General features: G+C 71.1%; 18 protein-coding genes and 1 pseudogene. 9 read left to right on the plus strand and 10 right to left on the minus strand.

Annotated elements, in window-relative coordinates; all coding sequences use genetic code 11:
• Nucleotides 1–2: 2 nt before the first annotated feature.
• Together OG714_RS08000 and OG714_RS08005 are read right to left on the minus strand one after the other, a co-directional pair.
• Nucleotides 3–1679, minus strand: a complete 1677-nt coding sequence (locus OG714_RS08000) for a thiamine pyrophosphate-binding protein (RefSeq protein ID WP_406119566.1) — start codon at nt 1677–1679, stop codon at nt 3–5.
• Nucleotides 1680–1719: 40 nt separating this feature from the next.
• Nucleotides 1720–2559 (minus strand): type 1 glutamine amidotransferase domain-containing protein, encoded by an 840-nt coding sequence (locus tag OG714_RS08005; RefSeq protein ID WP_406119568.1) that lies wholly within the window; start codon nt 2557–2559, stop codon nt 1720–1722.
• Nucleotides 2560–2877: 318 nt separating this feature from the next.
• Between OG714_RS08005 and OG714_RS08010 the strand changes: the two genes are divergently transcribed.
• From OG714_RS08010 to OG714_RS08035, 6 genes are read left to right on the plus strand one after another with little or no spacing between them, the layout of a single operon-like run.
• Nucleotides 2878–3291, plus strand: a complete 414-nt coding sequence (locus OG714_RS08010; protein ID WP_406119570.1) for a hypothetical protein — start codon at nt 2878–2880, stop codon at nt 3289–3291.
• 25 nt (nt 3292–3316) lie between these two features.
• Nucleotides 3317–4966, plus strand: coding sequence for a GMC family oxidoreductase (locus OG714_RS08015; protein WP_406119571.1), 1650 nt, complete (start codon nt 3317–3319; stop codon nt 4964–4966).
• 10 nt (nt 4967–4976) lie between these two features.
• On the plus strand, nt 4977–5795 hold the full coding sequence (locus tag OG714_RS08020) for an ester cyclase (protein ID WP_406119572.1): 819 nt from the start codon (nt 4977–4979) through the stop codon (nt 5793–5795).
• Between the two features lie 41 nt (nt 5796–5836).
• Complete coding sequence (locus tag OG714_RS08025) at nt 5837–6208, plus strand: nuclear transport factor 2 family protein (protein ID WP_406119574.1); 372 nt, start codon at nt 5837–5839, stop codon at nt 6206–6208.
• Between the two features lie 5 nt (nt 6209–6213).
• Nucleotides 6214–6663 (plus strand): VOC family protein, encoded by a 450-nt coding sequence (locus tag OG714_RS08030; RefSeq protein WP_406119575.1) that lies wholly within the window; start codon nt 6214–6216, stop codon nt 6661–6663.
• 17 nt (nt 6664–6680) lie between these two features.
• A complete protein-coding gene (locus OG714_RS08035) occupies nt 6681–7514 on the plus strand; it encodes an SDR family NAD(P)-dependent oxidoreductase (protein WP_406119576.1) in 834 nt (277 codons plus the stop codon).
• Between the two features lie 68 nt (nt 7515–7582).
• Here the strand turns inward: OG714_RS08035 and OG714_RS08040 are convergent, their stop codons facing one another.
• The 7 genes from OG714_RS08040 to OG714_RS08070 form a co-directional block, all read right to left on the minus strand.
• Nucleotides 7583–9214, minus strand: a complete 1632-nt coding sequence (locus OG714_RS08040; protein WP_406119577.1) for an FAD-binding oxidoreductase — start codon at nt 9212–9214, stop codon at nt 7583–7585.
• 121 nt (nt 9215–9335) lie between these two features.
• A complete protein-coding gene (locus OG714_RS08045; RefSeq protein WP_406119579.1) occupies nt 9336–9710 on the minus strand; it encodes a nuclear transport factor 2 family protein in 375 nt (124 codons plus the stop codon).
• Nucleotides 9711–9723: 13 nt separating this feature from the next.
• Nucleotides 9724–10920 (minus strand): MFS transporter, encoded by a 1197-nt coding sequence (locus tag OG714_RS08050; protein ID WP_406119580.1) that lies wholly within the window; start codon nt 10918–10920, stop codon nt 9724–9726.
• A gap of 121 nt (nt 10921–11041) precedes the next feature.
• Nucleotides 11042–12211: a low temperature requirement protein A gene (locus OG714_RS08055; RefSeq protein ID WP_406119582.1), complete on the minus strand. Its 1170-nt coding sequence runs from the start codon at nt 12209–12211 to the stop codon at nt 11042–11044.
• Between the two features lie 91 nt (nt 12212–12302).
• Complete coding sequence (locus OG714_RS08060) at nt 12303–13532, minus strand: NAD(P)/FAD-dependent oxidoreductase (protein WP_406119583.1); 1230 nt, start codon at nt 13530–13532, stop codon at nt 12303–12305.
• A 28-nt stretch (nt 13533–13560) separates the two neighbouring features.
• A complete protein-coding gene (locus OG714_RS08065; RefSeq protein WP_406119585.1) occupies nt 13561–14964 on the minus strand; it encodes an FAD-dependent oxidoreductase in 1404 nt (467 codons plus the stop codon).
• The gene (locus tag OG714_RS08070) at nt 14961–16400 is read right to left on the minus strand and encodes an FGGY family carbohydrate kinase (protein WP_406119586.1); all 1440 of its coding nucleotides are present in this window, start codon (nt 16398–16400) and stop codon (nt 14961–14963) included. The genes OG714_RS08065 and OG714_RS08070 overlap by 4 nt, the downstream gene beginning before the upstream one ends.
• Before the next feature lie 253 nt (nt 16401–16653).
• On the opposite strand from OG714_RS08070, the pseudogene OG714_RS08075 reads away from it, so the two are divergent.
• The 3 genes and pseudogenes from OG714_RS08075 (at nt 16654) to OG714_RS08085 (ending at nt 20527) form a co-directional block, all read left to right on the plus strand.
• Nucleotides 16654–17650 (plus strand): annotated as a pseudogene (locus OG714_RS08075) (hypothetical protein).
• A gap of 34 nt (nt 17651–17684) precedes the next feature.
• Complete coding sequence (locus tag OG714_RS08080; RefSeq protein ID WP_406119588.1) at nt 17685–19205, plus strand: amino acid permease; 1521 nt, start codon at nt 17685–17687, stop codon at nt 19203–19205.
• Between the two features lie 209 nt (nt 19206–19414).
• A complete protein-coding gene (locus tag OG714_RS08085; RefSeq protein WP_406119589.1) occupies nt 19415–20527 on the plus strand; it encodes a mechanosensitive ion channel family protein in 1113 nt (370 codons plus the stop codon).
• Nucleotides 20528–20554: 27 nt separating this feature from the next.
• On the opposite strand, the gene OG714_RS08090 is transcribed toward OG714_RS08085, so the two are convergent.
• Complete coding sequence (locus OG714_RS08090) at nt 20555–22141, minus strand: M1 family metallopeptidase (RefSeq protein ID WP_406119591.1); 1587 nt, start codon at nt 22139–22141, stop codon at nt 20555–20557.
• Between the last annotated feature and the right edge of the window lie 185 nt (nt 22142–22326).

Genomic DNA, 22326 nt, shown 5'->3' on the forward strand with positions numbered 1-22326 from the left:
GGCTACCCCTTCCCCTTCGCGGTGACCAGGTCGATGAGGAACGGCCCGCGATGCGCGAGCGCCTGCGCGACCGCCTCCTCCGCCTGCCCGGGCTTCTCGACCCGTAGGGCGGCCACGCCGAGCGAGCCGGCGAGGGAGACGAAGTCGACGGCCGGGCTGCTCAGGTCGAAGATCTCGGGCTGTTCGTGGGCGGGGATGTGCTGGTCCCGCCAGTACTCCTCGATGTTGTCCTCAAGGAGCTTGTAGCTGCCGTTGTTGCAGATGACGAACTTGGTGGGGAGGCCGTAGCGGGCCGCCGTCCACAGGGCCTGGAAGGTGTACATGCTGCCGCCGTCGCCGGTGAAGCCGACCACCGTGCGTTCGGGGTGGGCGAGTTGGGCGCCCAGCGCGCCGGGGATGCCGACGCCGAGGGAGCCGCCGCGGGTCTGCATCCACTGGCCCGGCACGGTCGGCGGGAGCCGGCGGAAGAGCGCCGGGGACGCCGTCAGCGCCTCGTCGAAGAGGATCGCGTCCGACGGCAGCCGGCGGGCGAACTCCTGGGCGAGGGCGATCGTGGGCAGCTCCGCCGCCTCGGCCGCGGCCTCGGCCCGCTCGTCCGCCTTGGCGAGCGCGGCCGAGCGCTGCGCGGCGTGCCGGCGCAGCCGCTCGACCGCCGCCGTCCGCCGCCCGAGGCCCATCGCCCGGCCCAGCGCGTCCGCGAGGAGGCCCAGGGTGGCCTTCGGGTCGGCGACGATGCCGAGGTCGACGGGGTGGTTCTTGGCGATCGCGCCGGAGTCGAGGTCGATGTGGACGACCGGGACACCGGCCCCGAAGACGCCGTCGAGCGCCGGGTACACCTCGGGCAGCGCGTAGGTGCCCACGATGAGGACACCGTCGGCGGCGCCGGTGATCTTCCGGCTCTGCTCGCCGAACATGTGGCCCAACTGGCCCGCGTAGGCGGGGTGTTCGACGGAGAGGTTGACCTCGGCCCAGTCCGCGCCGTACACGTCGGCGCCCCACACCTCGGCCAGCCGCCCCAACTCGGCCTGGGCGCCCGCGAAGTGGATACCGTCACCGGCGATGACGAGCGGTTTGCGGGCGTCGGCGAGCAGGGCCACGGCCTTCGCCACGGTGTCCGGGGCCGGCAGGCTGCGGGTCTCCGGGTAGGACACGGGCGCCACCGGTTCGGCGGTCTCGTGGTCCATGACGTCGGCGGGCAGCACGACCAGCACCGGACCGTACGGCGGGGTCGCGGCGACCTTGAAGGCGCGGCGCAGCACCCGCAGCGTGGAGTCGGGATCGACCACGCGGGTGGCCCACTTGGTCACCGGCCTGGCCATGCCGACCAGGTCGGCGGCCATCTGCGCGTCCATGCTGTCGTAGCGCAGTCCGGACTCGCCGACCAGGGTGACGATCGGGGCGTGGCCGCGCATCGCCTGGTAGAGCATGCCGATGCCGTTGCCGAGCCCGACTCCGGAGTGGAGTTGCAGGACCGCCGGGGTGCGGGTGGCGCGTGCGTAGCCGTCCGCCATGCCGACGGCCGTGCACTCCTGGAGGGCCAGGATGTACTGGATCGAGGGGAAGGAGCGCAGTTCGTCGAGGAACCCCTGCTCGACCGTGCCGGGGTTGCCGAACATGAACCGGACCCCTTCGGCCTGCAGTTGTTCGAGCAGCGCGATCCGCGCGGGCCTGCTGTCCATCGTGCTCACCTCTCGTCGGAGCAAAGGGCGTCGGGCGGCCTCAGGCGGTCGCCGTGAACCCCCACTGCCGCAGGCCCTCTTCGAGGACCTCGACGGTCTTCTGTCCGGTCAGGTAGGAGTCGGGCGTCGAACGGCCCGTGATGAACGGGTAGTCGACGATGACGGAGGTCGTCTTCCCGAAGTTCCCGTGGTAGGCGCCGCCGGGTGCGGTGGCGTCGCGCAGGATGAACTCCAGCGGGTACGGGGGCGGCCCCATCACGAAGTCGGTGCCGAGGAAGCCGGTGCCGTCCTTGTAGTCGTACTCGATGCAGTGGCCGGTGACGTGCTTGCCGCGGATGAGGGACTGGCGGGTCTCCTGGTCGCGGGCGAAGGCGAGGCAGGCGACGCCGTAGCACTCGGCGGCGATCGGCCGGTCCAGTGCGTGGAAGGCGAGGATCAGGTCGTGGACCCGCCAGTTGTTGGCGAGGTCGACGATCGGTCCGCTGCCGCCGACGATCAGCAGCGCGTCGTAGCGGTCGGCGATCTGTGAACGCACCTGCTCCAGACGGGTGTTGTAGGCCTCCCAGTCACGCAGGAAGTACGGCTTGGACCGGTAGGGCCGGTCGGGCAGCCAGGACGACAGGTCGAGGGGGTTGTCGAGCCGGTCCGAGGCCTCGACCTTCCGTACCTTGTCCGCTATCTCGGGCGTGGTGACGGAGCGGCCGAGCGGCGGGTCGACGTACTCGGGGTCCATGCTCGGCGGCAGCGCGTGCGGGCGCTTGCCGGTCGCGGTGGCGAAGGTGAGGTGGTAGCCGGCCTGGTCGAAGGTCTCCAGGGGGCCGATCAACTCCTCACCCCAGTAACCGTATTCGGACAGGACGACCAGAATGCGCTTGCTCATGGGGTTCCTCCCGTTCGGCGGGACGGTGCCGACTGGCGGATTCCTGTGTACGTCGATGTCGTTCGCGCCGGTCGGCGGCGGGGCCCGGGTCGCGGCACATCCTCAAGTGGCCGAACGCACTACGGCATGTCCTGGCCATCGATCTTCGACCGGTGAACTCGCGGGCGTCCGCCGGGAGTTGCCGCAGCTCCGGCGGCGACTTCGCACAGTGCGACCGGTCCCCGTGCGCGAGCGGCCGGGGCGGGCGCGGTTGTGGGGTCATCGGACGTGCGTCGCTTCCGGCCCCCGGGAGCGGAACCCCGATGAGCGGAGACTTTCATGCCGAGCGAACAGACCGGCTCCGACCGGGAGATCGCCGAGTTCGTGCAGCGCTGGTTCGACCTGCTGAGCGAGCACGCGCCGGTCGAGGAGCTGCTGCCCTTCGTCGCCGACGAGGGCCTGGTGATGGCCTTCCCGGAGCGGACCCTGTACAGCCACGCGGACTTCGTGGACTGGTACGCGGCCGTGGGCGTGGCGTTCAGCGACCAGAGCCACACCGTCGAGGAGCTCACCCCCCACGAGGACGGCACCCGTATCGACCTCGACGTCCGGGTGGTGTGGACCGCCAAGTCGTCGGCCGACGGCGTTGTTTCGTCCTTCCGGATCAACCAGAAGTGGCAGTTGGAACGTTCCACGCCGGGTGCCCGTCCGCTGATCGTCGACTACCGGGTCGGCGAGCCGGCCGCCATCTGATCCCCGACACCTTTTGGAGGCTGTCATGCCGTCGAAGTCGGTGCCCCTCGGGGCCGATTACATCGTCGTCGGCGCCGGCTCGGCCGGCTGTGCGGTCGCGGCCCGGCTGAGCGAGGACCCGTCCGTGAGCGTGGTCCTGCTGGAGGCGGGCGGCTGGGACGAGCGCCCCGAGATCCACCGGGCCGACGCGGCCTCGGTCCTCTCGCTGCTCACCGCCGAGTGGCGGAGCGAGATCGACTGGGGCTACGTCACCGAGTCCGAGGCGGGCATGGAGGGCCGCCGTGTCCCCGTGGCCCGTGGCAAGGTCGTCGGCGGGTGCAGTTCCGTCAACGCCCTGATGTGGGTGCGCGGCAGCCGCCACGACTACACCCGCTGGGTCGCCGAGGGCGCCACGGGATGGTCCTACGACGACGTCCTGCCGTTCTTCCGCAAGGCCGAGGACTACTCGGGCGGCGCCGACGAGTTCCGCGGCGCGGGCGGTCCCGTCCGGGTGCGGCAGCTCGACCGACCCGCCCCGATCGCGCGGGCGTTCGTGGCGGGCGCCGGTGAACTCGGGTACGCCGCGGACACCGACGGCGACTACAACGGGGCCCGGCAGGAGGGTTTCGGCTTCCTGTACCAGACGTTCCGCGACGACGCGGGCCACCGGTGCAGCACCGCCGACGCCTATCTCCGCCCGGCCTTGGACCGCTCCAACCTGACCGTACTCACCGACACCCTGGTCACCCGGCTGCTGCTGGACGGGGCGCGGGTCACGGGCATCGAGTACGTCCAGGACGGCACCCGGCGCCAGTTGCGCGCCGAGGGTGAAGTCATCGTGTCCGCCGGGGCGTTCGAGACGCCGAAGCTGCTCATGCTGTCCGGGATCGGCCCGGCCGCGCACCTGCGGGAGCACGGCGTCCGCTGCGTCCAGGACCTGCCGGGCGTCGGCGCCGGACTCCAGGACCACCTGTTCGTGCCGATCTGCTACCAGTCGCTCCAGGAGCACCCGGACGGGGCGCTGCTGTCCGAGGCGGGGCTGTTCACCCACACCCGCGAGGCGGGCCCGGAGGACTCCCCCGACCTCCAGTTCACGTTCGGTCCCATCAAGTTCCTGCCGGCCGACGCCCCCGCCGACCTGTGGGAAGGGCCCGGTTTCACCTTCGCGCCGATCGCGCTGCGCCCCCAGAGCCGGGGCCGGATACGGCTGCGCGACAGCAGCCCGGAGTCCAACGCCGTCGTCAGCGCCGGCTACCTCACCTCCACCGCCGACCTCGACGTTCTCGTCCACGGCGTCCAGCTGGCCCGCGAGTTGGCGGCCACCCGGGCCTTCGACCCGTTCCGCGGCGACGAGTTGGGCCCCGGCAAGGACATCACCGGACCCGAGGAGCTGCGCGGGTACGTCGCCGCGAACGCGACCACTCTGTGGCACCCGGCCGGCACCTGCCGGATGGGCACGGGCGCGGACGCCGTCACGGACCCGGAGCTGCGCGTGCACGGCATCGCGGGGCTGCGGATCGCGGACGCGTCGGTGATGCCGTCGATCACCGCGGGCAATACACACGCGCCCGCCGTGATGATCGGCGAGCGCGCGGCGGCGTTCGTCCGCGAGGCCGCCGTCCCGTCCCGGTCCGCCGCTGCGGAGTCCGTGCCGTCTCTCTCCCAACCGTCCCTGTCCGACGTCCACTTGAGCTAGGGGATGCAGCATGTCCGACCTCGACCAGTCCCAGCAGGAGAACCTGAAGCTGTACCGGCGCTTCCTCGACGCGTTCAACTCCGGCGACCTGGCGGAGATCCCCCGGGTCATCGCCGGCGACTTCACCGACCACCACCCCGGGTTCGACATCACCGGCATCGACTCCTACCTGGAGGCGCTGCGCGGGGCGTACAACTCCCTCGATCTGAAGGGCGAGTTGGAGGAGCTGTCGGCGCTCGGCGAGGACCGGGTCCTGACCCGGGTCAAGCTGACCGGCACGCATCTCGCGCCGCTGCTCGGCCTCCCGGCCACGGGCCGCAAGGTGGAGTGGTCCACCACCGAGATCTGGCGGGTCCAGGGCGGCCTGTTCGTGGAGCGCTGGGCACAGGACGACATGCTCGGCCTGCGCGAGCAGATCTCCTCGGACGCCCTGAACCTGGCCGTCGTCCAGCAGGTCAGCGACGCCGTCAACCAGCGCCGCCTGGACGACCTCGACGACCTGTTCGGGCCGACGTTCCACGACAACAACCCGGCGTGGAGCTGCGAGAGCCTGGCGGAACTGAAGGGGATCATCCAGGGCGCGTACGACGGGCTCGACTTCTCCGTGGGCCTCGACGCGCTGTACCCGGCCGCGCCCGACAAGGTGATCATGCACATCACCTTCCACGGCAAGCACATCGCCCCGTTCTTCGGTCAGGAGCCGACCGGCAAGGAGGTCTCCTGGACCAGCCTTGAGGTCTACCGGCTGGAGGACGGCAAGGTCGTCGAGCGCTGGGTGCAGGCCGACACCGCGGGCCTGATGCGCCAGGTCGGCGTCCCGCTCCCCTGATCGATCCCGTACCCCGCAACAGCCACAGAAAGGACGGGCGCATGGACACCCGAGAAGTGGTCGACACGTACTACCGGCTGGCCAACGCGGGCGAGTGGGACGCCTGGTGCGACCTGTTCGCCGCCGACCAGACCATGGACGAACAGCTGGCCGGACATGTCGAGGGCCGCGAGACCCTCCGGGAGATGATGAAGGGCTTCCCGGAGATGTACGCCTCCTTCGCCAACGTCCCCCGGCACGTGGTCGTGGACGGCGAGCAGGCCGCGGTGGTCTCCGACATCACCGGCCGCACCCACGACGGCATCACCGTCGAGGCCAAGGTGTGCAACTACTTCCGCGTCACCGGCGGCCTCATCAGCTACTTCGCGAACTTCCACGACAGCGTGCCGTTCGCCCCGGTCACCGGGACGTGACGGCGATGACGACTTCCACCCCGGCCGGCCTGCGCTGGTCGCACGTCGGCCTCAACTGCCGCGACCAGAAGGCCACGGAGGACTTCTACACCCGGCACTTCGGGTTCGCCCGGGCCCGGGTGGTGGAGGCCGACGGGGTCCGCGTGGTGTTCCTGCGCAACGGCCCCGTCTATCTGGAGCTGTTCGCGACCGACGCGGACGCCCTGTTCACCACGGCGAAGGACGGCCCGGCCAACCCCGGTACGGCACGCCATCTCGCGTTCCAGGTCGAGGACGTGGACGCGTTCCTCGCCGCCGCCGGGGGCGAACTGGAGCCGCTGCTCGGCCCGTTGACCTTCGACGCGTTCATCCCCGGCTGGAAGACGGTGTGGGTGTCCGACCCGGACGGCATCGTGCTGGAGGTCAGCCAGGGCTACACCGATCAGTCCACCGACGAACTGGCCACGTACGCCTGACAGGAGAGTCCCCCACCATGAGGCCCGTCCCCGACCAGACCATCCTCCTCACCGGCGCCACCGACGGCATGGGCCGTGAGCTGGCCCGTGAACTCGCCGCGCAGGGGGCGTCGTTGATCCTGCACGGCCGCAGTGCCACCAAGGGCGCGGAGCTGCTGGCCGAACTGCGCGCGTCCACCGGCAACGAGAAGCTCAGCTACGAGCTGGCCGACTTCTCCTCGCTGGAGGACATCCGCAAGCTCGCCGACCGGATCCTCTCCACGCACGACCGGCTCGACGCGCTGGTGAACAACGCCGGCATCGGGGTCGAGCTGGCCCGCCAGGAGAGCCAGGACGGCCTGGAACTCACCTTCCAGGTCGACTACTTGGCGGCCTACATGCTCAGTTGCCGGCTCGCGCCGCTGCTGGTGCGCTCGGCCCCGGCCCGCATCGTGAACGTCAGCTCCGCGGGCCAGGCGCCGATCGACTTCCGTGACGTGATGCTGGAGCGGAACTGGGACGGGGTGCAGGCCTACTGCCAGGCGAAACTCGCCCAGATCAGCCTGACCTTCGACCTGGCCGAGCGGCTGCGCGGCACCGGCGTGACGGCCAACGCCCTGCACCCGGCGTCGTACATGCCGACGAAGATGGTCGTGAACCTCTTCACCCCGCAGTCCACGGTCGAGGAAGGCGTGCACAGCACCCTGCGCATGATCACCGACCCGGCCCTCGACGACGTCACGGGCGCCTACTTCAACCGCACCCAGCGCTCCCGCGCGGGCGCCCAGGCCTACGACGAGCGCGACCGGGCCCGGCTGCGCGCGCTGAGCGAGTCGCTGACCGGGGTGAGCTTCCCGGACGCACTGGTCTGACCCCGCGCTGGGCGACACCGAGCCCCCGCCTCGTGCACGCGAGGCGGGGGCTTCGTGGTGTGCGGCTACTAGCTCGCGGTGACGGACAGCTTGTGGTGGAAGACGTTGCCCGGGTCCCAAGTGGCCTTCACCCGCCGCAACTTGGCGAGGTTGCCCTTGAAGTACAGGGTCTGCCAGGGCACTCCGGAGGTGTTCCAGGCCGGGTCGGTGAGGTCGGTGTCGGGGTAGTTGATGTACGAGCCGTCGTTGGTGTCGTTCGGCACCGGTACCCCGCCGGTGTCCGCGTAGAGGTCGCGGTACAGGGTGCGCATCCAGGCGACGTGCCGGTCGTCCTGTGCCGGATCCGGCCAGTACGTCGTGAAGTTGGCCTTGAGGACCGAGTCCCGCTGGGCCAGCGCGGTGGCCGTGGGCGACACGGTGTTGACCTTGCCGCCGTAGGAGTAGAGCAGGATGCCTGCGTGCCCGTCGTAGGCGGCGTCGGAGAGGTAGCCGTAGAGCGTCTTCGCCTGGGCGGCGGACCAACCCCGGCGCAGATAGGCGCCCTTGGACTTCGTGCGGTTGTAAAGGCCGGTGTCGTAGGGGTCCTTGAGCGTCGTCTTCAGCCAGGGCCAGGAGGAGCGGGCGTCCGTGTACGGCACGCCGATGCCGCCGGTCACCGCTGCGACGTAGGCGTCGAGGAGGGCCGAGGCGTCCGAACGGGTGCCGTCTATCTGGGTGTTGAGGACGAGGCTGCCCTGGACCCGGTTGTAGAGGATCAGGACGCTGTGGAGGCTGTCGTAGGAGGAGCCTGCGACGCTGTTGCGGGCGTGCCAGGTGCCGTGGTTCGCGATCAGCGCGGTGAAAGCCGCCTCCGTGAGGTCGCTCCATTTGATGGCGACGGTCGACTTCAGCAGGGTCTTGGGCGGCCTGGGCAGGAGGGTGGAGGGGTCGGTGCCGGTGGCGTCGGGGGCGCGGAACCAGTAGCGGGTGACGATGCCGAAGGTGCCTCCGCCGCCGCCCGTGTGGGCCCACCACAGGTCGCGGTGCGGGTCGTCGGCCTCGCGGGTGGCGACGACGGCACGGGCGGTGCCGGAGGCGTCGACCACGACGACCTCGACGGCGTAGAGGTGGTCGACGACGGCGCCGTACTGGCGGCACATCGCGCCGTAGCCGCCGCCGGTGACGTGTCCGCCGACGCCGACGGTCGGGCAGGTCCCGCCCGGCAGGGACACGCCCCACTCCAGGTACAGGGTGCGGTAGACGTGCCCGAGGGTGGCGCCGCCCTCGACGAGGAAGGCGCGGCGGGCGGGGTCGTAGCGGACCGTGTCCATCTCGGACATGTCGACGAGTGTCCGTACGTCGGGGTCGTCGACGAGTGAGTCCAGGCAGTGCCCGCCGCCGCGTACGCCGATGCGTTTGCCGGTGTCGACCGCCTCCTGGACGACGGACACCACCTGCGCGGTGGTGTGGACGAGGCGTATCGAGTCGGGGGCGGCGGTGAATCTCGCGTTGTAGCCGCGGGAGGTGAGGTCGAGATAGCGGGCGTCCGAGGCGTCGACGGTGACCGCGGCGGGGGTGGTGGTGTCCGTGACCGTGTTGTCGGCGGCCAGGGCGCGGCTGGGGACTGCGGCCGCGGCGATCCCCGCGGCGGTGGCGGTGCCGAGGAGGCCGCGCCGGGTGAGGCCGGCGGCCGGGCGCCGGTCGGGTGGCTGTCTTGTCACTGCTGTCTCCCGCATCTCGTGGTGGACGAACGTAAAAGTGGAGGGGCGAAAAAGTGGAGGGGCGTAAAAACTGCCGCCCAGGAGGCCGGGAGCCTTCTGGGCGGCAGGAGTTGAGGGGGGATCAGACGACGTCGTGTCCGCTGACCGTGGTCTCCGGGATCTCGTCGCGGACGTCCCAGTGCTCGGCGATCAGGCCGTTGTCGAGCCGGAAGATCTCCACGACGGCCGAGCCCCGGTCCGTCGAGGTGGCGCGGAAGTGGGTGTGCACGAAGACCAGGTCACCGGAGCCCGCCGCGCGCTTGATCTCGAACCGTGCCTCGGGGAGCTGCTTGCGGAAGCCCTCGATGAACTCGACCAGCGGGCCCCGCCCGTCCGGCAGGTTCGGGTTGTGCTGGATGAGGTCCGCGGCCAGGTACTTGTCGGCCAGGTCGGTCTGCCCCTGGTTCCAGACGGTCTCCAGGTAGTCGCGCACGAAGTGCACCTGGTGGCTGCTCATGAGTTCTCCTTGGCTAACTGATGTGTACAGGTGTGGCGGGCTGCTCGGCGACCTTGGCCGCCGACGCCTGCCGGACGGACAGCAGATGGGTCAGCGCGGCCAGGACGAGGACGCCCAGGGCGGCGGCCGGGATGGGGCCCGCGCCCACGCCCGGCAGCAGGGAGCTGCCGACGAAGCTGCCGAGGCTCATCCCGAGGTAGAGCGCGGCGGCGTTCAGCGCGAGGATCAACCCCGGTTGCAGGGGCACCAGTTCGACCAGCCGGGCCTGCTGCGGGGCCTGGTAGAGCTGGCTGAAGAAGGCCCAGAACGCGAAGAACACGAGCCCGGCCGTGGAGTGCGGCGCGACCAGCAACAGGGCGAAGCCCAGGGCGAGTCCGATGACGGCGAGGCCCACCGTCCGTTCGCCGCCCAGCCGTTCGGCGATCCTCGGCGCGGACGCGTTGCCCGCGACACCGATCACGCCGAAGGCGAGCAGGGTCACGGAGATCAGCCCGGACGACGCGTCGAAGCGGTCCTTGAGATAGGCGCCCGCGATGCCGTAGACGGTGAACTGGGCGGCCATGAACAGCAGGGTCGTCGAGACCGTGGCCACGGTCGCGGGGGTGCGCAGCGCGCCGCGGTAGGCCTGCACGGTGGGGGGTTCGCCGGCCGGGATCTCGGGGACGAACACGAACACCGTCACGAAGGCGATCGCGGAGAGCGCGGCCACGCCGAGCAGCGCCGGACGCCAGCCGAGGCTGCCGCCCAGGAACGACGCCAGCGGCACACCGAGCACGGCGGCGGCCGTCATCCCGCCGAAGACGGTGGCCAGGGCCCGCTGTCGGCGCTCCGGCGGGACGATCAGTGCACCGGCCGCCGAGGCGCCGGGTCCGAAGACGGCCGCGCCCATCGCGCCGAGGACCCGAGTGGCCGTCAGGAAGCCGTAGTTGGGCGCCACGGCTCCGAGGGCGGCGCCGACGGTGAGCAGGCCGATGCCCACGAGGAGGACCCGCTTGCGGTCCCATCGGCGCAGCAGGATGGGGGCCGTGGGCGCGAAGACCGCGAAGGTCAGCGCGAAGACGGTGACGAGGATGCCCACCGAGGCGGGCTGGACGTGCAGATCGTCCCCGATCGGACCGTTCAGGCCGACGACCGCCAGCGAGATCGTCCCCAGGCTGAAGTAGCCAAGTGACAGCGACAGCAAGGCCGGTAAGGCGCTGCGGGAGGGCATCACGCCACCTCCTCTTCCGAGCGGGAAAGGTGCATACGGCGACGGTAGGAGCGCCCCGCGGACCCTCGCGCGCGCCGCGAGGAGGACCCCGGCACTGCCCGAGGTCCGTCCCCGCACTACGTCAGGTCGTGCCGAAGGAGCGTGAGCGCAGCACCAGCGGCACGCTGCGGCCGGAGCTGATCAGCCAGTGCTCCACGGCGTTGACCAGCAGGAGCAGCAGGGCAGTTGAGGCCAGTACGGCGAGGGCCGGCAGGAGGGGTGCGACCGCGGCGGCGGCCAGCAGCACCAGGCCGGAGTAGAAGCGGGTGGCGGACGCGGCGCCGAACATCCGGCGGCGCGTGTAGCAGAACGTCAGGAGGATCAGGGCGGCGCCGACGGGCAGCAGTCCGGCGGCACCGGAGTGCGGGGTGCGCAGGGGGTCGTGGACGGTCCGTACGGCGCCGACGGAGACCAGCAACAGCCCGGCGACCAGGACGAGATGGCCGTAGCTGAGCACGTCGCGGACGACGATCGCGGGGGTGGGGTGGGTGCGCAGGGCGTGGGCGACGGCCGAGGCGACGAGGTGGAAGTAGAGCCACCACAAGGCGCAGCCGATGAGGAAGGCGAGGACGAGGGCGGTCAGACTGACTGGATCGAGGGGTCCTTTGGCGACTCCGGCGCCGACGGAGAAGATGTTCTCGCCGAGGGCGATGATGATGAACAGGCCGAATCTTTCCGGGAGATGGTTGACGCCGAAGGCCAGTCGCCGCAGATGTCCGCTGAGCAGGACGGGTGCCGCAAGCTCGGCGAGCACCGCGAGCGCCCAGCACACCTCGCGCCAGGGCGCGGGGAGGGTGGCGGCGGCGAACAGCACGAGGGCGAAGGCGAGTCCGGCGCGGTAGGGGTGGATGGTGTAGAGGGCGCACTCTCTGCGGATGGCCTCGCCGATGAGCAGTCTGAGGGCGAGATAGCTGCCCGCGTACAGCAGGGCCTGTTCCCGGTTGTCGAGCGCCTGCGGGGCGGCAACCGCCATGCCGTAGACGGCTAGTGCGGTGAGCATCAGGAACACGCGTTGCAGACTGGTCTCGTGCACGGCGTTCATCGCCATGACGACGTCGACCCAGGCCCACCACAGCGGGACGAGCACGAGCAGACACTGTCCGAGCACGGGCCAGGTGGCGTGTCCGGCGAGGAGGTGCGCGATCTGGCCCACGCCGAACGCGAGGACCAGATCGAAGAAGAGCTCCGCCCAGGTGGCCCGGTCGCGCACCTGAACGGCCGGGACGGTCGTTGTCGCGGTTGCGTCGGTCATCGTCGTATCGGGACACGGGCGGGCCCGGCTGACGTGGAATGCGCGAAGTGGGCTTCCATTGCGGCAAGTCGGCCGCCCGGCTGTCCGAACTTCAGCGCTCGGTGAGTGTCACCCGCACCGGCCCGCCCGTCACGTCGAGGAGCCGGGTCCATTCCGCCGTCAGGGTCAGCGTGCGGTTCGGTACGGCTGCCCCCAGCCACTCCTTGAACAACAGCCGTCCGTCCTGGACGACTTGCAGGACCGGCCGGTCCACCAGGGCCGAGGTGCGCAGGACGTACGGGTGCTCGTCGCCCGGGGCGACCCGGTTCGGGGCGATCCAGCGCAGGGGCGGCTCGACGAGCAGGGGAACCGCGGGGCGGGACCACCCGGCGCCGGCGAGCAACTCCAGGACACCTGCGGCGACATGAGTGCCGTCACGGACGGCGGTGGCCGCGCTCTCCACAGGGTGCAGCACACTCCCGGCGGCGAACACACCGGGCCGGGAGGTGTGCAGGGCTCCGTCGACGGCGGGGCCCCGGGTGCCGGGGTCCAGGTCGAGGCGCCCCCGCCGGGCGAGTTCGTGGTCGGGCACGAAGTCACCGGTGAACACGACGGTGTCACAGGCCAGTTGGACGGTACGGCCGTCCCGGTGCCGGATGCGGACGCCGGACAGCCGTCCGTGGCCGAGGAGTTCGGTGACCGTGGTGTCGGTGAGGAGAGGGATGCGGTGGCGGAGGCGGGCGATGTGAGTGCGGGTGACCGTCGTCTGGGAGATGGGCAACTCGGTGACCATGGCGACGACTTCGGCTCCGGCGGTCCGCACGGTGTCGGCGGCGGCGTAGGAGACGTCCTCGGCACCGACCACGACGGCCCGGGTGCCGATCCGCTGCCCGTGAAGATGCACCGCCTGCTGCAACTCACCGGTGGTGTACACCCCGTCGGGCCGCGTACCCGGCACCAGCCGGGCCGCCCGGGGTCGTTCGCGGGCACCGGTGGCGAGGACGACGGCTGATGCGTGGATGGTCTCCGGGCCTCGCGGGCCAACGGTGTTCAGCGCCAGCGGCCCCGCCCAGTCGAGGGCGGTGATCCCGGTACGGACGAGGGCACCGGCACGCACGGCGGCGGTGAGCACCAGGCGGGCGTACGCGGGCCCGGTGAGCGGATGCGTCCAGGTGCCGAAGCCGCCGTGGTGACAGTGCCGGGGCACTCCCCCGGCCTGCTGTTCCCGGTCCAGGACTTCGACGCGGGCGACTCCGGCGGCGGCGAGGCGCGCGGCTGCGGCGAGTCCTGCGGGGCCGGCGCCGATGACGAGGACGTCGACCTCGCGTTCCGGGCGGGTCATGGCCGGGCTCCTTCGGGCGTCGCGGGGATCACGCCTCGGCCCCTTCGAACAACTCCCGCACAGCCGCCCCGCAGTAGAACCCCTGACAGCGCCCCGCCCGTGCCCGGGTCCGCCGGCGCAGTCCGTCGAGGTTGCGCGGCGGCACCGTGCTCGCGAGCGCGTCCCGGATCTCGCCACGTGAGACGCGCTCACAGTGGCAGACGAGGGTGCCGTACTCCGGGTCGGTGGCGACGAGTTGGGGATTCTGGTGGGGGCGCGGGTGCGCCTCGCCGAGGTTCGGCATGCGGACCGGTTCCAGGTCCCGTGCCGGGCCGAGGTCGAGGCCCGTGTCGGCCAGCGACTCGGTGACGTGCGCGGCGATGGCCATGGACGCCGTCAGGCCGGTGGAGCGGATTCCGCCGACCGTGATGTACGCCTGCTCGGGGTGGGCGGTGATGCGGTAGTCGTCCTGCTCGGTGGCGGCGCGCAGCCCGGCGTAGACGGCGGTGACCTCCTCGTCGAGCAGCGCGGGGAGGATCCGTGCGCCCATCTCCCGCAGCAGGGCGAGCCCTTCGGCCGTGGAGCCGGTCGCCCGCTTGTCGTCCAGGTCCTCGGCGGTGGGGCCGAGGAGCAGGTTGCCGTAGACGGTGGGGCTGACCAGAACCCCCTTGCCGAGTGCCGTGGGGACGGGCAGGAGGATGTGGTGGAGCAGGTCGCGGGCGAGCTTGTCGAAGACGATCAGCTGGCCCCGGCGCGGGGTGACCGTGAAGTCGTGGTGTCCGAGGTGGCGGTCGAGGGTGTCGGCGTGCAGCCCGGCCGCGTTGACGAGGTGCCGGGTGCGGAGGGTGCCTCGGGGTGTGGTGAGGACGTGGGCACCCTCTCGCCGACTGACGCCATTCACCGGCGAGTTGAGGTGCAGGTCGACTCCGTGCCGGACCGCCTGTGTCGCGTACGCCAGTGTCGTCGTCCAGGGGCAGATGATGCTCTCGCCGGGCACGTGCAGGGCGCCGAGCGCGCCCGGGCCGAGGTGTGGCTCGCGTTCGTGGAGTTCGGAGGGGTCGATCAGGCGGGTGCCTCCGTACTCGTTCCGTACGGCCTTCTCCGCCAAGTGCGGTAGCGCGGCGAGCTGTTCCTCGTCCCAGGCCACGAGCAGCGCGCCTACCGGTTCGACGGCGATGCCCGACTCGGCTGCGTACGCGGCGAGTTGACGTGAGCCCTGGCGGACGAGCCGTGCCTCCAGGGAGCCCGGTGCCGCGTCGAAGCCGGTGTGCAGGATCGCGGTGTTGGCCTTCGAGGTGCCCTGGCCGACGTCGTCCTGCGCCTCGACGAGGGCCACGCGCAGGCTCCGGTGGCGGGCGAGTTCGCGGGCGATGGCGCAGCCGACGACTCCCGCGCCGACCACCGCCACGTCGTAACTCCCCGACGGCAGCGGTCCGTTGACCGTCACTGTCATACAGGGGTCCGGTCGAGCAGCGCCGTGACTTCGGTGCGGAAGGCGGCGAGGCGTTCGGCCGCGTGGTCGGGGGTGATGCGCGGCTCGTAGACGGCGGCCGGTTTCCAGTCGGGCAGGGCGTCGGCGAGCATCAGCCCCGGCTCCACGCCGAGTTGGGCCAGGGCGCCCACGCCCAGGGCGGTCGCGTCGGGCAGCGCGGAGACCTCGACGGGGCGTTGCAGGAGGTCGGCCTGGGTCTGCATGAGCAGGGCGGAGCGGGTCAGGCCGCCGTCGACGCGCAGGACGTCCAGGGGTGTGCCGAGGTCGGTCGCGGCGGCCTCGGCGAGTTCGACGACCTGTGCGGCGAGGCCCTCGCACAGGGCGCGCACCAGGTGTCCTGAGGAGGTGTCGAGGCCGAGTCCGGTGAGTGAGCCGCGCACGTCGCCGCGCCACCAGGGTGCGGCGAGCCCGGCCAGGGCGGGCACGAAGGTGACCCCGCCCGTGTCCGGTACCGCGCCGCCGACGCGGTCCAGGTCGGCCGCGCCGCTGATGACCCCGAGGTCGGCGAGCCACCGTACGGCGGACGCGGCCGTGTACACCTGGCCGTCGAGGCAGTAGCTGGTCCGCCCGCCGAGCCGCCACGCCACACAGCTCACCAGGCCCGAGTCCCCGCGCCGGGGTGTGTCGCCGGTGTGCGCGAGCAGGAACGCCCCTGTGCCGTAGGTGCACTTGGCGCCGCCGGGTGCGGTGATGCGCTGGGCGAGGAGGGCCGCCTGCTGGTCCACGACCAGGCCGGTGAGGGGTATCTCCGCGCCGAACGCCGTGGTCGTGCCGATGAGTCCGGCGCAGTCGACCACACCCGGGAGGCGTTCCCCGGACAGGCCGTAGAGGTCGAGGGCGCGGGGTGACCAGGCGGCCTTGTCGAGGTCGAGGAGTTGGGTGCGGCCCGCGGTCGCCGCGTCGGTGACGTGGGTACCGGTGAGGCGGTGGACGAGCCAGGAGTCGCTGGTGGTGACCATGCCGTCACGGGTGAGATGGCGGCGGATCCAGGCCATCTTGGGCGCGGCGAAGTACGGGTCGAGGGGCAGGCCGGTCAGGTGGCGCAACTCGGCGGCGTGCTCGGCGAGTTCGGCGAAGACGCTCTCGGCGCGGCGGTCCTGCCAGACGAGTGCGTCGGTGAGCGGCATACCGGTGTCGGGGTCCCAGGCGAGCACGGTCTCGCCCTGGTTGGCGAGGCCCAGCGCCACCACGGGTTCGTCGGCCTCGGCGAGTGCGCGGCGGCCGGCGATGATCACCGACTCGTACAGTTCCTCGGGGTCGGCCTCGACCAGGCCGCCCGCCAGCCGGCGGGTCCCCACGGAGACGAACCCGGTGCCGATCACGCCGCGTTCGGGACAGATCACCAGGGCCTTCGTACCGGATGTTCCCTGGTCGACGGCGAGTACCGGACCCGTCATACCACCCCTCCCATAGATCACTGCGCGACAGCCTGCCGCCGGTCCGCACCGCACGTCAAGCGTTTCTGATCTTCGGTCAACTCGCAGATATATCTGCCGAGTTGGGGTAGATCGGGAAAGCGGACGCGATGCGGAACGTCCGCCTCTACAGTGACCGCGGACCGACGCGGTCTCCTCGACCGCCGCCCGCAGGAGGGCTGTTGTTGCTCCACCCTGCCGTCATGCCCACCGGCCGCCTCGCGGCGGGCGGCTGATGGCGAGAGAAGGAGCACGTCCCGCCCACGATCCCGCCGGTCACGACGCGGCGCTGCGCGCGGCGCTGCAGGATCTGCGGACGGGGCGCTGGATGGCGATGCGCGGTCTGCTCGCCGACACCACCCAGTGGTGGCAGTGGACGCGGCGCACCCAGGTCCTGGCGGCCGCGGCGGCCGGTACGGACGTGGTGCGGGCCTGGCTCGCGGAGGAGCCGGACAGTGTGCCGGCCGCGGTGATGCGGGCCCGGGTCGCCGTGGAGCGCGCGCTGCGGGCCCACCGCGAGAAGCACCGTCGTACGCACGAACTGTGGGTCGAGGCCTGGGACGCGAGCGACTCCGCCGCCCGGGTCGCGCCGCAGGACCCGGTGCCGCGGGTGTGTCTGCTGGCGCTCGCCCAGATCGACCGGGACCAGCGCTGGGCAGAGCACCGGGCCGAGCCCCCGGAACCGATGCTGCCGACGGGGCCGTGGGGGCTGCTGGCCGAGGCCGACCGGCGCGACCCGTTCAACCGCGAGGCGCACCACCGGATGCTGCAGTTCCTGTACGCGCGCGGCCTCGGGGCGGCCGACGGAGGCGGTGGGCTACGCGCAGTGGGCGGCGGAGTCGGCGCCTCAAGGTTCCGCGCTGCATGTCCTGCCGCTGTACGTGCGGGTCGAGCGGTACCGGCGCGGCGGCGGGCAGGATGCCGCGCTCGATCTGCACTGGGTGGCGGAGGACGCCGGCCGTGAGGCGCGCCGCGCCCTGCACCTGTGGTTCGAGCACACGCACATGGCCGAGCGCTCCCTGCTGGACCTGAACCATCTCGCCCACGCGCTGTGGGGCGCGCTCCAATTCCCGCACGCGGCCCGGGTGTTCGACGCGCTCGACCCGTACTGCACGGCCGTGCCGTGGGCCTACCGCACCCCGCGGCCGGGCGATCCGGCCCAGGCGGCCGAGGTGTTCGTCCAGGCCCGCGCGCGCTGCCGGGCCGCCCGCGATCCCGGCGGGCGCCTCTGAGACCCCCACACCCCCTACCCCCGGAGGTTCCGTCATGTCGCCCCTCGATTCCGATGGTGATCCGCAGCACGACGAGGAACAGCGCCTGCGCGAACTCGGCTACCGGCCGGTGCTCGCCCGCCGCATGGGCGGTTTCGGCAACTTCGCGATCAGCTTCTCGGTGATCTCGGTCCTGTCCGGCTGCATGACCCTGTACGGCTTCGGCATGGGCGCGGGCGGCCCCGCCGTGATGCTGTGGGGCTGGGCGGGCGTCGGCCTGTTCGTGTTGTGCGTGGGGCTCGCGCTCGCCGAGGTCACCAGCGCGTATCCGACGTCCGGCGCCCTGTACTACATGGCCGACCGGCTCGGCGGCCAGCGTTGGGGCTGGTACACGGGCTGGCTGAATCTGCTCGGTCTGCTGGGCGCGATCGCCGGTATCGACTATGGCGCGGCCCTGTTCACGGGCGCCTTCGCGAGCATCCAGTGGGGTTTCGCGCCGACGCCCGGGAAGACGATGCTGATCTTCCTCGGCATCCTGCTGCTGCACGCGTTACTCAACCTGTTCGGCGTCCGGCTGGTCAGCGTGCTCAACTCGATCAGCGTGTGGTGGCACCTGGCCGGAGTCGCGGTGATCGTCGGCGCGCTCGCGATCGTCCCGGACCATCACCGGTCGGCGTCCTTCGTGTTCACGAAGTTCGTCAACGACACCGGCTGGTCGAACCCCTTGTACGTGGCGGCGATCGGCCCGCTCCTCGCTCAGTACACCTTCTCCGGCTACGACGCCTCGGCGCACCTGTCCGAGGAGACGTCGAACGCGTCGGTGTCGGCGGCACGCGGCATCGTCCGCTCGATCTGGGTCTCGTGGATAGCGGGTTTCGCGCTGCTGGCGGGCCTGACCTTCGCCATCCAGGACTACGCGGGCACCCGGAACAGCGCGACCGGGGTGCCGCCCGCGCAGATCCTCCTCGACGGCCTGGGCACGGACGGCGCGAGCGCCCTGCTCCTGGTGGTGATCGTGGCGCAGCTCTTCTGCGGCAACGCCGAGGTCGCCGCCGCCAGCCGCATGGTCTTCGCGTTCAGCCGGGACAAGGCCCTGCCCGGCTCGGCCCTGTGGCGCCGGGTCAGCAGCCGCACCCAGACCCCGGTGGCCGCCGTATGGCCGGCGGTGGTGGCGGCCGGGGTGCTCGCGCTGCCGTCCCTGTACTCGACGACGGCGTACGGCGCGGTCACCGCGATCAACGTCATCGGCATCACACCGGCGTACGCCATTCCCGTGTTCCTGCGGCTGCGCGCGGGGGACCGTTTTCAGCCGGGTCCGTGGAGCCTGGGCCGGTGGAGCAGGCCGGTCGGCTGGGTCGCCGTGGTGTGGGTGACCTGCGTGACCGTCCTGTTCTGTCTGCCGCAGTCCTCGCCGGTGACGGTCGACTCGATGAACTACGCGTCCATCGCCCTCGCCGTCGTCCTGATCCTGGCCAGTGTGTGGTGGTACGTCGCCCACCGTTCCTACGGCACCCCGACCACCGCGGCCTACGGCTCCGACCGCGACCAGGCCGAACTCGCCGAGGGAATCGTCTGAAAGCCGTGCTCACAGCCCCGGACGAGGTACGAACTCCCCGTCCGGATACGGCAGGATGAGCGGTCGCGCCGGTGCGGAGAGCCGTTCCGGCCGGCGCGACGGCAGTTCCGGCAATGCCCGTACTTCGAGCAGGTGGACAACGTCACGACTCTTCACATCCGGCCGTCGGCGGCGCCCTTCGCCACCGTTTCTCTCCCCGGAGGTGACCGATGAACCGCATGCCGACCCTGGACGACTTCATGCTCGCCGGAATAGCGCTGGCCTCGGGCCTGTTGGCGGCGTTCCTGTTGCGCATACTGCTGCGCTGGCTCGGCAAGCACGCCGACCGCACCCGCTGGAGCGGCGACGACGTGATGGTCGACGCGCTGCGGACGGTGCTGCCGTGGTCGGCGATCGCCGGTGGCGCGGCGATCGCGGGGGCCGTGCTGCCGCTGACGCACACGGTCCAGCACCAGGTCAACCAGAGCCTCAAGGTGCTGATCATCCTCGCCGTGACGGTGGCGGCGGCCCGGGTGATCGCGGGTCTGGTCCGGGCGGTCACCAACTCCCGCTCCGGAGTGGCCGGTTCGGCCACGATCTTCGTCAACATCACCCGGATACTGGTCCTGGCGATCGGCTTCCTGGTGATGCTGCAGACGCTGGGCATCTCGATAGCGCCGATGCTCACCGCCCTGGGCGTCGGCGGTCTCGCCGTGGCGCTCGCACTTCAGGACACCCTTGCGAACCTGTTCGCGGGCATCCACATCCTCGCGTCGAAGACCGTGCAGCCCGGCGACTACATCAAGTTGAGCAGCGGCGAGGAGGGTTACGTCGAGGACATCAACTGGCGCCAGACGACGGTACGGGCGCTCTCCAACAACCTCGTCGTGATACCGAACGGCCAGCTCGCCAAGACGAACATGACCAACTTCATGCGTCCCGAGCAGGAGTTGACGATCCTCGTCCAGGTGGGCGTCGGCTACGACAGCGACCTGGAGCATGTCGAGGAGGTGACCATGGAGGTCATCGCCGAGGTCATGAACGACATCACCGGCGCGCTGCCGGAGCACGAACCGGCGATCCGGTTCCACACGTTCGGCGACTCCCGGATCGGCTTCACGGTGATCCTGGGTGTCGGCGAGTTCAGCGACCAGTTCCGCATCAAGCACGAGTTCATCAAGCGCCTGCACAGGCGGTACCGCGCCGAGGGCATCCGCATCCCGGCGCCGACGCGGACGGTGGCGTTGCAGCAGGGGTCGGTCCCCCAGGGTGCGATCGCCATACCGCAACAGCGGATCCATGAGGACGAGCCGGGCGAAGTCCCCTCCACCCGGCTCGACTGACGGATCAGACCCCTCGGGTCAACTCCCTCAGAGCGTCGCGGAGTTGTCGTGGTGGTGCCCGCCGGTCCGGTTGTGCGGGACGGCGAGGGACGGGTTCACCGGCGTCACCGTCCAGTCCGGATGACCGGGCATGCGCGGCGTCGCCGTACCGTACAACCAGTCCCGCAGGAAGCCGGACAGGTCCTGGCGGGCGACCTTCGACGCGACGGCGATGTAGTCCTCCGTCGTCGCGGCGGAGTCGCGATAGCGGGCGAGGAAGGCGCGCTCGACGGCGTGGAAGGTGTCCTCGCCGATGAACTCCCGCAGGGCGTACAGGACGAGGACGCCGCCCACGTAGCGCTGGTTGTCGAAGAGGTTGGCCGCGTTCGGGGCGGCGACCGGACCCGAGTCGTGGCGCCACTGGTCGCCGCGGGCGTAGGTGTCCTTCATGCGGGCTTCCATCGTGGTCAGGCCGAGGGAGTCGGCCCAGCCGCGCTCGTAGCGGTAGAGCAGTCCGTAGAAGTCGGCGTGGCCCTCGTTCAGCCAGAGGTCGGCCCAGGTGGCGGGGCTGACGCTGTTGCCGAACCAGGAGTGCACCAGCTCGTGCATCATGTGCGAGCCGATCTTGCTCTCCTCCTGGAGCAGGAAGTTCGGCTTGTACAGGGTGAGGGTCTGGGTCTCAAGTCCCGTGAAATCAAAGGCGTTCGGGGCGTCCGAGTTGCAGGGCAGCAGTCCGTACGTCTCGAACGGGTAGGCGCCCAGGCGCTGTTCGAGCCAGTCCACGAGGCCGGGGGTCAGCGCGAGCGCCGGTTCCAGGGCGGCGGCGCGCGCGGCCGGCACGACGTCCCGCAGCGGCAGCCCGTGCGGGCCAGGCCGGTCCTTGATCACGTAGTCGCCGACCGTTATCTGCACCAGCTCGGTCGCCATCGGCGAACGCGAGCGGTAACTGAACGCGGTCCGGTCGCCGTCCAGCCGCTCGGTGCACACCAGTTGACCGTTCGCGACCCCGCGCAGCCCGTCCGGGACGGTGATCCGGAACGTGAAGTCGGCCTTGTCGCTGGGGTGGTCGTTGCAGGGGAAGACGGTGTGCGCCAGGTTCGGCTGGCCGCACACCGCGAAACCGTCCGGGGTGACGACCCAGCCGCCGGTGGGCGCGGCGGCGCGGCCCGGGTCGGCGGAGTACTCCACGCGGACGGTGACGCGGGCCTTCGCCGGGAGCGTCCTGGCAGGCGTGATCCGCAGCTTCTCGTCGACCTGCTCGAATCCGGCCCTACGCCCCTCGACGCGGACCTCGTGGATGTCGAGGCCGAGGGCGTCGAGGGAGAACCGGGTCAGGGACTCGGTGGTGCGCAGTTCTATCGTGACCGTGCCGTCGACGAGCTTCGTCGTCGCGTCGTAGGCGAGGTCGAGGTCGTAGGAGCGGACGCGGTAGCCGTCGTTGCCGAGGCTCGGGTACACCGGGTCGCCGAGGGTCTCGGCGCCCTCGCCGCCGTATCCCCGTCCGGTTGTCCCATCTCCGTTCGCCTCGTCAGCGTTCCCCCGTCCGACCGCGAAGGCCGGGGAACCCACGGTCAGTGCCGTGGCCGTACCGATCAGGGCGGCCACCGGGGCCGTCACTCTGGTGCGATTTCTCATGATCCGCTTTCGCTCGGGCGGCCGGGTGGTCAGCTCCGGCCGTCGGTCAGTGAAGGTGATCCACTCCCTATTGACCACGGGGTCGGGCGAACGGTTGCCCTTGATCGCCGGACAGGTGTTCGCGCAGTGCGGACGGACCGCTGTCGAGTCGGACCCGATCAGGAGATATCTTGATGTCGAGCAAT

The sequence above is a fragment of the Streptomyces sp. NBC_00989 genome, assembly GCF_045162655.1.
In the GTDB taxonomy this organism is placed as follows: Bacteria; Actinomycetota; Actinomycetes; order Streptomycetales; family Streptomycetaceae; genus Streptomyces.

Excerpts from the sequence above, each read along its gene's own strand:
- OG714_RS08090 (WP_406119591.1), bottom strand. The coding sequence starts at position 22,141 with ATGAGAAATCGCACCAGAGTGACGGCCCCGGTGGCCGCCCTGATCGGT.
- OG714_RS08005 (WP_406119568.1), bottom strand. The coding sequence starts at position 2,559 with ATGAGCAAGCGCATTCTGGTCGTCCTGTCCGAATACGGTTACTGGGGT.
- OG714_RS08065 (WP_406119585.1), bottom strand. The coding sequence starts at position 14,964 with ATGACAGTGACGGTCAACGGACCGCTGCCGTCGGGGAGTTACGACGTG.
- OG714_RS08080 (WP_406119588.1), top strand. The coding sequence starts at position 17,685 with ATGTCGCCCCTCGATTCCGATGGTGATCCGCAGCACGACGAGGAACAG.
- OG714_RS08085 (WP_406119589.1), top strand. The coding sequence starts at position 19,415 with ATGAACCGCATGCCGACCCTGGACGACTTCATGCTCGCCGGAATAGCG.
- OG714_RS08015 (WP_406119571.1), top strand. The coding sequence starts at position 3,317 with ATGCCGTCGAAGTCGGTGCCCCTCGGGGCCGATTACATCGTCGTCGGC.
- OG714_RS08020 (WP_406119572.1), top strand. The coding sequence starts at position 4,977 with ATGTCCGACCTCGACCAGTCCCAGCAGGAGAACCTGAAGCTGTACCGG.
- OG714_RS08025 (WP_406119574.1), top strand. The coding sequence starts at position 5,837 with ATGGACACCCGAGAAGTGGTCGACACGTACTACCGGCTGGCCAACGCG.
- OG714_RS08000 (WP_406119566.1), bottom strand. The coding sequence starts at position 1,679 with ATGGACAGCAGGCCCGCGCGGATCGCGCTGCTCGAACAACTGCAGGCC.
- OG714_RS08035 (WP_406119576.1), top strand. The coding sequence starts at position 6,681 with ATGAGGCCCGTCCCCGACCAGACCATCCTCCTCACCGGCGCCACCGAC.
- OG714_RS08010 (WP_406119570.1), top strand. The coding sequence starts at position 2,878 with ATGCCGAGCGAACAGACCGGCTCCGACCGGGAGATCGCCGAGTTCGTG.
- OG714_RS08060 (WP_406119583.1), bottom strand. The coding sequence starts at position 13,532 with ATGACCCGCCCGGAACGCGAGGTCGACGTCCTCGTCATCGGCGCCGGC.
- OG714_RS08050 (WP_406119580.1), bottom strand. The coding sequence starts at position 10,920 with ATGCCCTCCCGCAGCGCCTTACCGGCCTTGCTGTCGCTGTCACTTGGC.
- OG714_RS08055 (WP_406119582.1), bottom strand. The coding sequence starts at position 12,211 with ATGACCGACGCAACCGCGACAACGACCGTCCCGGCCGTTCAGGTGCGC.
- OG714_RS08070 (WP_406119586.1), bottom strand. The coding sequence starts at position 16,400 with ATGACGGGTCCGGTACTCGCCGTCGACCAGGGAACATCCGGTACGAAG.
- OG714_RS08045 (WP_406119579.1), bottom strand. The coding sequence starts at position 9,710 with ATGAGCAGCCACCAGGTGCACTTCGTGCGCGACTACCTGGAGACCGTC.
- OG714_RS08030 (WP_406119575.1), top strand. The coding sequence starts at position 6,214 with ATGACGACTTCCACCCCGGCCGGCCTGCGCTGGTCGCACGTCGGCCTC.